Here is an 11,341-nt window from a genome sequence, read left to right on the forward strand (position 1 = left end):
GTTCTCGGCCCGCGACGGGGTCACCGAGGGAGGGAAGGGCCGATCAGACAGCCCGCTGCCGCGTCAGGCGCAACACGCCGCGGACCACACCCGACCGAAGTCGATGTAGTCGCGCGAAACCAAGCGCTGATGGGCATTCATGCGACTACTTGAGCAGTACATGCCGCTCTTCGTCAAGCAAATGCCGGGATGGCCTCGGACGGCTCGCCCCGCACGGAGACCGGCCGGGCCGCGCATGGTTGACACGGCCGGGTCGCAGGCGCATACGATCGGCGGCGGAGCGGCTCCACCCGTCCGGGAGCCCCTTCGCCCGCGTTGAGGGACGCGGTGAGCGTGACGACACGAGTACCCGTTCCCGGCAGCACCGCATCCGCGCGCAACCTGTGCCGTACTTCCGCGCGCCGTGCCGTCGGGTCGTCATCCACGCCCGCGCCCCGCCACTGGAGAGCCTCCCCATGGCCACCCCGCCCGACATCTCGGACACCTCCGCCGCGTCCGACGCATCCGCCGTATCCGCCGTATCCGCCGCGTCCGACAGCACCGCCGGCGCCGCCCTGTCCGGGGCGGCCGCCGTGCCGGCGAAGCCCACAGGGGCGCTCGGAACCTCCGAGGGTGACCCGCCCCCGATCGTGCCGCGCCGGCACCTCGGCCGCAGGCTGTCCGCTGCCGCCGCTCTGCTGGTCTTCGCGATGGTGCTGGTCTCCCTCGTCCGCAACGAAGCCTTTCAATGGGACGTGGTGGGCCAGTACTTCACCACCACCGCCGTGCTCGACGGACTGCTGCTCACCCTGTGGCTGACCGGCGCGGTGATGACGCTCGGCTTCCTCTTCGGCACCGTGCTGGCCGTGATGCGCCTCTCCGCCAATCCGGTTCTGCGGACGCTGAGTTGGGGGTACGTGTGGATCTTCCGGTCCACGCCGTTGCTGGTTCAGCTGCTGTTCTGGTTCAACATCGGCGCCCTCTACCCCACGCTCGGCCTCGGCATCCCGTACGGCCCCCAGCTCTTCACCGTCAAGACGGTGAACCTGCTCGGCCCGACCCTCACGGCCGTCATCGGCCTGACCCTGCACGAATCCGCTTACGCCGCCGAGGTGGTGCGCGGAGGCATCCTCTCCGTGGACGCCGGCCAGACCGAGGCCGCGCAGGCGCTCGGCCTGAGCAGGCGCCGCACCCTGCGCCGGATCGTCGTACCCCAGGCGATGCGGTCGATCGTGCCGACCGCCGGGAACATGCTGATCGGCACGCTCAAGGGCACCAGCATCGTCAGCGTGCTCGCCGTGCACGATCTGCTGTACTCGGTACAGCTGGTCTACAACCAGAACTACCAGGTGATCCCGTTGCTGATGGTCGCCACCGTTTGGTACATCGCCACCACGACCGTCCTGAGCGCCGGCCAGTACTACGTCGAGCGGCACTTCGCACGCGGCACCTCCCGCAGCCTGCCGCCCTCGCCGCCTCAGCGACTGCGCATCCGGCTGGCCGCCCTGCGCGCCCGGCTGCATACGGTGACCGCCCCCGGCGGACGGTAGCCCCGCCACCGCGACGGCCCGGCGGCCCCTCCTCCCCGGGCTTCGTCCGAGGAGGAGGGGCCGCGCGAAGTCAGCTTCCGACGCCGCGGTCGGGGGCGCTCATGTCCCCCGTCGCGGGCGTGCCGTCGGCGAGCCCGTAGCGCAGGTAGACGGTGCCCTTCGGCCCGGCCGCCGGAGGTTCGAGGAGGGTCACGTTGGTGGGTACCGCGCCACCGTCGAACACCTTCTTGCCCACGCCGAGCAGGATCGGGTGCAGCCAGAGGTCGAGACGGTCGAAGAGCTTCTCGCGCAGGAGGCTCTGCACGAGGTTCAGGCTGCCCACGACCTTCACGTGCTCGTGCCGCTCGCGGATCTCGCGCACAGCGGCGGCGAGGTCCGGGCCGAGTTGCGTGGACCCGGCCCACGAGAGGTCGGGCCTGCCGCGCGAGGCCACGTACTTCGGGACGCTGTTGAAGAGGGTGGCGATCTCGCCGTCCTCGCTGCCCTTCTGGTGGGGCCAGAAGGCGGCGAAGATGTCGTACGTCCGCCGGCCGAGCAGGAGGGCGTCCGTGCCCTCGTACGCCGCAGCGACCTGCGCCCCACCGACCTCGTCGAGCAGGGGCGCCTGCCAGCCGCCGAACGGGAACCCCGCCGGGTCCTCGTCGGGGCCGCCGGGCGCCTGCCCGACCAGGTCGAGGGTCGCGAACATCTCGATGTGGATGAGGCCCATGGCTTCCTCCGGATGAGTCGGTTGTCTCCGTCAAGAGATAGACCCGCGGACGCCCCTGAACTCATCGACACGACGGGCCCGGCGCCGACCCGCCCGGGTCCTGTCCGGCGGATCATGTGACGAGTAGGCTGCGACGGTGGAACGCTTAAATGCAGATCCGGCCCAGGTGAATGACTACGACGGCTTCGCCGAGGCGTACTCGGCGGAGAACGAGAACAGCCTGGTGAACGCGTACTACGAGCGGCCCGCGATGTTGGCCATCGCCGGAGACGTGGCCGGCCGTCGGATCCTGGACGCCGGTTGCGGCTCGGGCCCCCTGTCCGCGGCACTTCGCAACCGCGGTGCGGTCGTCACCGGCATCGACGCCAGCGCCGGGATGCTGGCGTTGGCGAGACGGCGGCTGGGCAACGATGTCGCCCTGCAGGTGGTCGACCTGAGCGATCCTCTGCCGTTCGACGACGATGCGTTCGACGACGTGGTCGCGTCTCTGGTGCTGCACTACCTGGAGGACTGGGGGCCGACGCTGGCCGAGTTGCGGCGAGTAATCAGGCCCGGCGGCCGGCTGATCACGTCGGTGGACCACCCTTTCGTGGCCTATACGATCCAGGATCCCCGGCCTGACTACTCGGCGACCACCAGCTATACCTTCGACTGGACGTTCAACGGGGAGCCCGCCCCGATGAGGTTCTGGCGCAAGCCACTGCACGCGATGACCGATGCCTTCACCACCGCCGGCTTCCGTCTTGCCGCCATCAGCGAGCCGCAGCCCGACCCAGCCGCCCGTGAGCTGTTCCCCGACGACTTCCACGCCCTTTCGACCAAACCCTGCTTCCTCTTCTTCGCCCTCGAGGTACCGCCCCCGGCTGCGGGCCCGAGCGGCCGGCTTCCGCCGGACGGATCATTCGCGAAGCCGGAGTCCGATGGCGGATGCGGATAACGAGTTGCCGTGACCCTCGGCCGTCACGCGGTGGGATCCACATTCCACGCCGCAGGCAGATCGCTGCCGCAGAAGACGCAGACGAAGTCGTCCTCGCGCACGATGCTGTGTTCCTGGCAGTCGGGGCACCGCCGGAACACGACCTCGTGGGTGAAGCCGGAGGGCCGCCCGCGCTCAACGTGGTCCAGAGCACGGGCGACTTCCGACCAGGACGCGATGTCCGGGCAGTATCCGGTGGACTGATTGGTGACCTCGTTCACGACCCACTGATCTGCCTCGCAGGTGAAGCTGATCTCGCCGGCACTCAGAACCGTGTCTCCGCCGGCACAGGCCACGTGCTCGCTTCGTCGCGGCGCCAGTCGAAGCACACCGTCCATACCGACCACGAAGGTGAACGGTTCGGCCAGCTCCGCCGCCGATCGCTCAGCGATCCAGCTGTCGAAATCGGCCGCCGAGCCGATCCGGCACCCGCCGCCACCAGGCCGGACGGCAGTCTTCAGCTCGACCGGTCCGACATATGTGTAACTCCGCCCCCGCGCACTCACGTCAGCCAACCTAGAGTACTTCCGACACACCCCTGGGCCCGGTCCGCGATGACGTTCGATGCCCCGCCCCGCACCGCTGCCATCGACATACCGGCCACCTCGCTCATCCTGCGCTTGCGGAGGTCCGGAAGAGGAGTCGGGTTCGAGAGGCCGTGGGATGCCAGCAGGTTCATCCGGCCCGGATGACGTACGACCTGCCGTTCGGGGCGGCGTAGAGGACGACTTCCCTGGTGCGATGCAGGACAGCGAGGTAGTACATCGGCGCCGTAAGCCGCCGGGCGGCGGCGAACGGGGGTGAGGCGGCCTTCGAGGTCGATGATCCGACTGGTTCTCGTGCCCGCTAGCAGGGTGGCGAGCTCGGCTGTGTCTTCCACGCCGCCCACCAGGGCAAGCGCTTCGCCACCGAGGCCGCCCTCGCCGTCCTGGGCCCGGGATTCCACGACCTGGTGTACGCCCTGCTCCGGGAGGAATGGCCGGGCCGTGGCCACGCGGCCGCGACGTAGTGCAGTGCCCGCGTGGCGATGAGTCCCTGCTTCGTCACCGGTCTACCCTTCAGGCCCAGCACCTCGGAGGGAGCGGAGAAATGACCGACACGACGGCTGTCGATCTCGGACCGCAGGCCCGGCTCGTGGCCCGGCTCGCGAGGGACGTGCCCGACGCGGCGCTCGCCGACCGGACGCCGTGCCCCGAGTACACGGTCCGCGACCTGCTGGGCCACCTCTCGGGCCTCGCCGTCGCGTTCCGCGACGCCGCCCGCAAGGACCTGGGCCCCACGACGGACACGGCCCCGGGCGCCACCGCGCCCGCCTTGCCCGCCGGCTGGCGCGAGGAACTGCCCCGGGCCCTCACCGAACTGGCCGGGGCCTGGAGGGAACCGGCTGCCTGGACCGGCATGACCCGCGCCGGAGGCGTGGACCTCCCCAGCGAGATCGCGGGGGTGGTGGCCGCCGACGAACTGGTCGTCCACGGCTGGGACCTGGCCCGGGCCACCGGCCAGGAGTACACGCCCGACCACGCCGCCCTGCGCGTCTCGCACGCGTTCCTGTTGCAGGCCGCCGAGGACGAGGGCCGCGGCGGGGGCGCCTTCGGGGCGGTCGTGCCCGTACCGGACGACGCCCCGCTCATCGACCGGGCGGTCGGGCTGAGCGGGCGCGATCCCCACTGGACGGCGCCGCTTGCCTGACAGCACGGTTTCCGGCAGCCTCCCGCCGGGCTCGATCAGCCGGTGTCGAGGCCGCCGATCAGGCGGTTCAGGAACCGGTTGAAGGTGTCGTCGGGCGTAAGGGGGCGTCCGGGGGTGGAGAGGGCTTCGGCGAGTTCCGGGTGGTTGCCGTCCGTGGCGACCACCGCGAGGTAGCGGGCTTCCGCCGCGGCCCGGTCAGGGGACTGCGCCAGCGCGGCCTGCGCCGTCTCGTGAGCCACGTGCCCGGCCACGAATGCCGTGAGCTGGGCGAAGACCTCCAGCTTCGCCATCCCGTCCAGTCCGGCGGGCCGCAGGGCGGCGAGCGCGCGTTCCAGGAAGGCCAGGGTGTGTGGCCCGGGGACGCGGCGGGTGGTCAGGGCTGCGGGGAGCCAGGGGTGCCTCAGCATGTGGTCGCGCTGTAGGCGGGCGATGGCCTTCAGGTCCGCGCGCCAGTCGCCGGTGAGCGGGTACGCGGTCGGCAGTTCGGCGGTGACGTGGTCGACCATCAGGTTCAGCAGCGTCTCCTTGTCGGGGGCGTAGCTGTAGAGCGACATGACGCCGGCTCCGACCTCTGCGGCGACCTTCCGCATGGTGACCGCTTCGAGCCCCTCCGCGTCCGCCAGGGCCACGGCCGCCGCGGTGATCACCTCTCGGCTGTAGGCGGGCTTGCGCCCCCTGCGCGGCTGGTCGGAGCCCAGCCAGAGCTGCTGGGGATCGACTGCCGGGGCGCCGGCATTTCCTTCGCTGGGCACGGTCCACGCTCCTCTCCTTGATCGGCGTCCCTTGCGGACCCCAGTCAAGCATGAGCTATTCTCGTACAACGTACGGAAATCAAGAGGGGAAAATGACTACTCCCACGCGCGGTCCTGTGTCGAGGTCGATCTGGGCGCCACCGGCCGGGAAACCGCCGCTGGCGGCCCGGATGATGAGGGCGACGTGGCGCCGCCTCCCGGCCAGGCTGCACGAGGTCGGCTGGGAGCCCGGGCTGGTGGTGCCGGCCGCCGACGGCAGCCCGCTGATCACCGACCACTACTTCCCCCGCACCGAGGGCGACTTCCCCACCCTCCTGGTGCGCTCGCCGTACGGCCGGGGCTTTCCGTGGTCCCCCATGTACGGCTTGCTCTTCGCCGAACAGGGCTTTCACGTGGTCCTGCAGAGCTGCCGCGGAACCGGCGGGTCGGGAGGCACGTTCGACCTGTGGCGCAACGAGGCCGACGACGGTCTGGCCACGGTGTCCTGGCTGCGCGAACAGCCCTGGTTCAACGGAACCCTCGGGACCGTCGGCCCCAGCTACCTGGGCTACGTACAGTGGGCACTCGCCCTGGACCCGCCGCCGGAACTGAAGGCGATGGTGGTGCAGGTGGGCCTGCACGATCCCCACGCGCTGTTCCATTCGGGCGGCGCGCTGCACCTGGAGACGGCCCTCGCCGTCGGGCTGGGCATGACCTACCAGCACCGGGGCACGGGTCCGTTCCTGAAGGCGACGCTGCGCCTTCAGCGCCGGCTGCGCGAGGCCACCACCGCGAAACCACTGCGCGGTGCGTACGCCTCGGCCCTCGGGGGCGAGGTGCCCTGGCTGGACGAGGTGATGACGCACCCGGACGCCGACGACCCGTACTGGCGGGGCGCGTCCCAGGCGGAGTCCGCGCAGCGGCTCCGCGTGCCCACGAGCCTGATCACGGGATGGCACGACGTGCTGGCCGACCAGACCTTCGAGCAGTACGAGCGGCTGCGCGCGGCCGGCTGTGAAACCTCCCTGCTCGTCGGCCCCTGGACCCACACCTCCGCCCTGCAACAGGGATGGCCCGAGGTGTTCGCCGCGAGCCTCGCCTGGTTGCGCGCCCACCTGGGCTCCGATCCCTGCGACCCGCGTCCCGCAAGGGTGCGCGTGCACATCGGCGGCGAGAACGCCTGGCGAGACCTCGACGACTGGCCGCCGGCCGCGGACCCGGTCCCGTGGTTCCCCACCGGGCAGGGGCACCTCACCCGGCAGGCGCCCACGGACAGCGCGCCGCTGACCTCGTTCCGCTACGACCCGGACGACCCGACCCCCTCCCTCGGCGGCCGGCTCCTCTCCCGCACCGCCGGTCCGCGCGACAACGGAGCCCTCGAGGCCCGGGACGACGTACTGACGTTCACCGGTCCCCCGCTGACCGAGCCCGTGGACATCCTCGGGCCGGTCTCCGCACGGTTGAGCATCTCCACGGACACCGGTCACGCCGACGTCTTCACCCGCCTGTGCGACGTGGACGCACAGGGTCGCTCCGTCAACGTCTGCGACGGGCTGGGCCCCCTGCGGACGCACGGACAGGAGCCCTCGCAGGTCACCGTGCCGATGGGTCAGACCGCCCACCGCTTCGCCGTCGGCCACCGCATACGCTGGCAGATCAGCGCAGGCGCCCATCCGCGCTACGCCCGCAATCCCGGCAACGGGGAGTCGGCGGTGGACGCCACCACGTTCACACCGGTGCGCGTCACCGTCCACGCGGACTCGGCCTTGATGCTCTCGACGCAGGACCCCGGTCGCGAATCCGGCCCCGCGGGCGACGGGTGAGTCGCCGAACGGCCTCGGCGCCCGCCGGCCGACTCCGGGGCTACCGGTGGTCGGGGACGTACTTGTAGCCGACGCGGCGCACGGTGGAGATGCGGTCCCGGTGGGCGGGTCCGAGCTTGCGGCGCAGCCGGGCCACGTGGACATCGACCGTACGGCCGTCACCGATGTGCCCGTAGCCCCAGATGCCCGAGATGAGGGCATCACGCGTGTGAACCGTGTACGGGTGGGCCACGAGATGGGCCAGGAGGTCGAACTCCAGGTACGTGAGATCCAGTTCGTGCCCGTCGACCTCGACCAGCCGGCGCGCCCGGTCGACCCGGATCGCGTCGCCGGCCCGGACCGCGTCGCCGGTCCGGACGGGGTCGGACTGCGGGGCCGCCGCGGCCGGCTCCGACCCGGGAGCCTGGGGCAGTCCGAGCCCGAGGGGATGGACCTCCGGGCGGATGCCGTGCGCCTGCATCAGCGCGACCGGGTCGACGTTCGCCGGCAGGAACACGAGGTACCCGACGCGACCCCCTTCGGTCCCGCCGCCGGGGACGGCCGGGACGGCGAGCGGACGGTCGCCGACCAGCTGGAGGCGCGGGGCCGGGGAACGGCGGACGGGGGATGCGGGAAGTGCGGTGGTCATGATGAGCCCCTTCGGCTGCGCGGAGTGAATTACGGATGCCGGGTGTTCGGGCACGGCAGGGCAGGGGGTCTCCGTGACGGAATCGACCGGGAGGGTCGGCATGGCGCAGGCCGGACCGACCCGGACGGCCCAGAGGGCCGGGGTCACCTGAAAGGCGCGACGCACGGAGGAGGCGGCACCGGAACATCGGCGCGCATCGGGGAAATGCCCTGGCGTAAAGCCCTAGACGGGGCGGCAGACGGCGCTGGCCACGCGACGGAGGTCAACGTGCCTGCGGCGTACGAGCAACGGCTGCGACGGGGACATGGGCACATCCTGAGGTGCGCGGCGGATGCTCGTCAATACTTCCCTACTGTTCACATAGGAAATGACTGGAGGAACCGCGTGGAGATTTCCCGCTGCCAGGGGTGCGCGGAGGCTCAACTCCCCTGCTCCACAGCTTCCTTGCCGACGCGTCCGACCGCGGCTCCACCCGCCGGGCACTGACCTGCGACGTCTTTCATCCCGAGATCGAACTGTCCATCATCCGGTCACACCCTTGCCGGAAAGGTCACTTCGGGCGAGTATCCCTATCAATCCGATGGGAAAGGTGGGGATTCGACGCCCTGCCCGGTCGCCACCCAACAACGTTCCGGAGTAGCCCACATGACCACCGCCAGCCCCCGTGGCACCGCCGCCCGCCCAGCCCCCGCGCCGCACGGCGGCACCGGGGACTGCCGGTGACACCCACGCGCACGACAACCGGCCCGGTCGGACTCCGGTCCACCGACGAGCGGCACCGCGCGCTCCTGCGCACCGCCCGCGACGTGGCGGACGACCTCGCCGCGGACGCCATCGCCCGGGACCAGGCCGGCAAGCCGCCGACCGACGAGACGGCCCGGCTGCGCGAGGCCGGCCTGCCCGCGGCCCTCACTCCGCCCGGACCCGACCGGGGGGTGGACTGGCGCACCGGATGCGCCGTCATTCGGGAGATCTCCGCGGCGGACAGCTCCGTCGGCGACCTGCTCGCCCGTCACTACGTACACGCCTGGAGCGGGCGCTTCTATGCGGACCACGAGCTCGCCACCGCCCTCGAAGAAGAGTCGGTGCGCGAGCGCTGGCTGTGGACCGGGGCGGTCCGCACCCCCGCGCCCGACGAGGACGCCCTGGGACCGGACCTCACGCTGAGGCCCCGCCCCGCCGGCCACGTGCTGAACGGACGCCGGTCCGTGGACACGGCGGTGGCCGCCGCCGACCAGATCGTGGTGGACGCCGTCTGCGCCGCGACCGGCGACGTCCTGGTCGTACGGATCCCGTCCGGCGCGGGGGGCGTGAGCGTCGAACCCTCCCACGATCGCCTCGGGCAGCGGGTCGCCGGCGCGGGCCGGGTCGTCCTGGACCGGGTCGCCATCACGCCGGAGCAGGTGCTGGGCCGCCGACCGCACGACGAGGAGTCGACCCCACCCGTCACCGCACTCGCGGAACCGGCGCTGCGGCTCGCCCTGTGCCACGTCGGCCTCGGCATCGCCGAGGGCGCCCTCACCGAGGCACGCGACCTCAGCAGGGGCGGCCGCGCGCACCGGCTGCCCGGCGAGGACCCGGACCTCTTCCTGACGTACGGGGAACTCGCCTCCGCCGCCCAGACGGCCACCGCCGTGGTCGACCGGGCGACGGAGGTCATGGCGCGGGCCCTCGCCACGGGTGCGCACCTCGACGCCGAGGTGCCGGCGGGTGTGGCCGCCCTGGTCGCCACGGCCGAGGCCGTGATGTCGAAGGCCGCCCTGCACATCACCGCCCGGGTACTGGAACTCGCCGACGCTCCCGGTCTGGACCGGTTCTGGCGCAACGCCCGAGTCCTGACGGCCCACCGGCCGGTCGCGCACCGCCTGCGCTCTATCGGCGAGCACTACCTCAACGGCTCCCACCGCGCGGTGGCGGCGGCCTTCCACTGACCCGGGGCTCCCGCTCGGGACGCGGATCCACGAGCCGAGCCCCGAAGGCTGCCGGGTCAGCGCACCCGCCCGGCAGCCTGCGGCCACCCGTGGCCGACGTCGGCCTGATCCATGCCGGATAATGGCCCCATGCGGATCTCAGCCAGGGCGGACTACGCGGTACGTGCCGCACTGCAGCTTGCCGCGTCGCAGGACGACGGGCCGGTGAAGGCCGAGGCCATCGCCGACGCCCAGGACATCCCGCACAAGTTCCTCGAGGGCATCCTGAACGACATGCGCCGGGGCGGTCTCGTGCTCAGCCAGCGTGGCGGCAACGGCGGCTACCGTCTGGCCAAGCCCGCCGAGTCCATCACCATCGCGGACGTCATCCGCGTCGTGGACGGACCGCTCGTCTCGGTGCGCGGGGTCCGCCCGCCGGACCTGTCCTACACCGGCCCCGCCCAGTCGCTGCTTCCTCTGTGGATCGCGCTGCGGGCCAATGTGCGCGAGATCCTCGACGGTGTGACGCTCGCCGACGTCGCGTCCTCCGATCTGCCCTCAGGTGTCTCGGCACTGGCCGATCCCCCCGGGGCCTGGACCAATCCCTGACCCCTGCCCCACCTGCGGCTTCTCATATTACGAGATGACGACGTCCACGATGCGGTCAGCCTCTTGGGCCCGTTGTCCGGCTCTGCCAATATGCCTATCAACCAGGTGGGAAAACTAGGAATCAAGTGAGGTGGCCGTGCGAGAACTGCACCACGCAGGCCGGATGCTGCCTCTGGTCTCCCGCCGGCACATCGACCTCGTACGTACCTCCAGCGCCATCTGTCAGCCCGGCTGAAACCCTTCGCCGGACGGGCTCCGCGCGTACCTCCGTCGGCCGGGCGGGCCCCCCGGCCGACTGCACCGACCGTGCGCTTTCAAGAGCGGGCGTTCGACGTACGAGCTCGACGCCCGCACCGCGGGGCGTCCGAAACCCGCCCACTCCTCCGCCTGCGACCGAGTTCCCGCCGGCAACGGCCGGAGGCGGGTGCCGTGTGCGCCGATGGTCTCGGCGCGCCCCTGTCCGTACCCCTGTACCCCCCGCGCTTCCGTACTTCCGTACTTCCGTGAACACCATCCCGTGAAAGGACACCTCCGTGTCTGCCGCTAGACCGCTCACCATCCTGCGTGCCATCGCCGTCACTGCGACGCTCCCCGTGCTGCTCACCGCCTGCGGCTACGGTTCCGAGGCGAAGAAGGAAGACGAGAAGGCGAACGCCGCGGCCACGGGCGAGAAGAAGCTCTCCGCGTCCGAGGTCCGCATCGGGTACTTCCCGAACCTGACGCACGCCACCGCGCTG

Annotated in this window: 12 protein-coding genes and 1 pseudogene; 8 read left to right on the forward strand and 5 right to left on the reverse strand. The window is 71.5% G+C overall.

The genetic code is table 11. From position 1 onward, the window contains the following. Nucleotides 1-455 precede the first annotated feature (455 nt). Complete coding sequence (locus tag ACFXGI_RS34255; RefSeq protein ID WP_384715439.1) at nucleotides 456-1,529, forward strand: amino acid ABC transporter permease; 1,074 nt, start codon at nucleotides 456-458, stop codon at nucleotides 1,527-1,529. A gap of 70 nt (nucleotides 1,530-1,599) precedes the next feature. On the opposite strand, the gene ACFXGI_RS34260 is transcribed toward ACFXGI_RS34255, so the two are convergent. Next, nucleotides 1,600-2,238 carry a dihydrofolate reductase family protein gene (locus ACFXGI_RS34260; RefSeq protein WP_384715442.1) on the reverse strand — a complete coding sequence of 213 codons (639 nt, stop codon included), beginning with the start codon at nucleotides 2,236-2,238 and terminating at the stop codon, nucleotides 1,600-1,602. Between the two features lie 136 nt (nucleotides 2,239-2,374). Between ACFXGI_RS34260 and ACFXGI_RS34265 the strand changes: the two genes are divergently transcribed. Then, nucleotides 2,375-3,175 carry a class I SAM-dependent DNA methyltransferase gene (locus ACFXGI_RS34265; protein WP_384715445.1) on the forward strand — a complete coding sequence of 267 codons (801 nt, stop codon included), beginning with the start codon at nucleotides 2,375-2,377 and terminating at the stop codon, nucleotides 3,173-3,175. A 23-nt stretch (nucleotides 3,176-3,198) separates the two neighbouring features. On the opposite strand, the gene ACFXGI_RS34270 is transcribed toward ACFXGI_RS34265, so the two are convergent. Continuing rightward, entirely contained in the window at nucleotides 3,199-3,720 is a 522-nt protein-coding gene (locus ACFXGI_RS34270) for a hypothetical protein (protein ID WP_384715448.1), read from the reverse strand. 583 nt (nucleotides 3,721-4,303) lie between these two features. On the opposite strand from ACFXGI_RS34270, the gene ACFXGI_RS34275 reads away from it, so the two are divergent. After that, the gene (locus ACFXGI_RS34275; RefSeq protein WP_384715451.1) at nucleotides 4,304-4,903 is read left to right on the forward strand and encodes a TIGR03086 family metal-binding protein; all 600 of its coding nucleotides are present in this window, start codon (nucleotides 4,304-4,306) and stop codon (nucleotides 4,901-4,903) included. A 35-nt stretch (nucleotides 4,904-4,938) separates the two neighbouring features. On the opposite strand, the gene ACFXGI_RS34280 is transcribed toward ACFXGI_RS34275, so the two are convergent. Continuing rightward, nucleotides 4,939-5,655 (reverse strand): TetR/AcrR family transcriptional regulator C-terminal domain-containing protein, encoded by a 717-nt coding sequence (locus ACFXGI_RS34280; protein WP_384715454.1) that lies wholly within the window; start codon nucleotides 5,653-5,655, stop codon nucleotides 4,939-4,941. Nucleotides 5,656-5,747: 92 nt separating this feature from the next. On the opposite strand from ACFXGI_RS34280, the gene ACFXGI_RS34285 reads away from it, so the two are divergent. Then, nucleotides 5,748-7,457 carry a CocE/NonD family hydrolase gene (locus ACFXGI_RS34285; protein WP_384715457.1) on the forward strand — a complete coding sequence of 570 codons (1,710 nt, stop codon included), beginning with the start codon at nucleotides 5,748-5,750 and terminating at the stop codon, nucleotides 7,455-7,457. Nucleotides 7,458-7,497: 40 nt separating this feature from the next. Here ACFXGI_RS34285 and ACFXGI_RS34290 read toward each other — a convergent pair whose 3' ends face one another. Both ACFXGI_RS34290 and ACFXGI_RS34295 read right to left on the reverse strand, forming a co-directional pair. Continuing rightward, on the reverse strand, nucleotides 7,498-8,085 hold the full coding sequence (locus tag ACFXGI_RS34290) for a winged helix-turn-helix domain-containing protein (protein ID WP_384715460.1): 588 nt from the start codon (nucleotides 8,083-8,085) through the stop codon (nucleotides 7,498-7,500). A 222-nt stretch (nucleotides 8,086-8,307) separates the two neighbouring features. Further along, nucleotides 8,308-8,391, reverse strand: coding sequence for a putative leader peptide (locus ACFXGI_RS34295; RefSeq protein WP_324617234.1), 84 nt, complete (start codon nucleotides 8,389-8,391; stop codon nucleotides 8,308-8,310). A 413-nt stretch (nucleotides 8,392-8,804) separates the two neighbouring features. On the opposite strand from ACFXGI_RS34295, the gene ACFXGI_RS34300 reads away from it, so the two are divergent. The 4 genes and pseudogenes from ACFXGI_RS34300 to ACFXGI_RS34315 all read left to right on the forward strand — a co-directional run. After that, complete coding sequence (locus tag ACFXGI_RS34300) at nucleotides 8,805-10,016, forward strand: acyl-CoA dehydrogenase (RefSeq protein ID WP_384715463.1); 1,212 nt, start codon at nucleotides 8,805-8,807, stop codon at nucleotides 10,014-10,016. 129 nt (nucleotides 10,017-10,145) lie between these two features. Further along, nucleotides 10,146-10,604, forward strand: a complete 459-nt coding sequence (locus ACFXGI_RS34305; protein ID WP_030869465.1) for an Rrf2 family transcriptional regulator — start codon at nucleotides 10,146-10,148, stop codon at nucleotides 10,602-10,604. 163 nt (nucleotides 10,605-10,767) lie between these two features. Continuing rightward, the gene (locus ACFXGI_RS34310; protein WP_384715479.1) at nucleotides 10,768-10,839 is read left to right on the forward strand and encodes a putative leader peptide; all 72 of its coding nucleotides are present in this window, start codon (nucleotides 10,768-10,770) and stop codon (nucleotides 10,837-10,839) included. Nucleotides 10,840-11,137: 298 nt separating this feature from the next. Then, nucleotides 11,138-11,341: pseudogene (locus tag ACFXGI_RS34315) on the forward strand (sulfate ABC transporter substrate-binding protein); the annotation flags it as partial.

The organism is Streptomyces sp. NPDC059355 (assembly GCF_042752335.1).
In the GTDB taxonomy this organism is placed as follows: Bacteria; Actinomycetota; Actinomycetes; order Streptomycetales; family Streptomycetaceae; genus Streptomyces.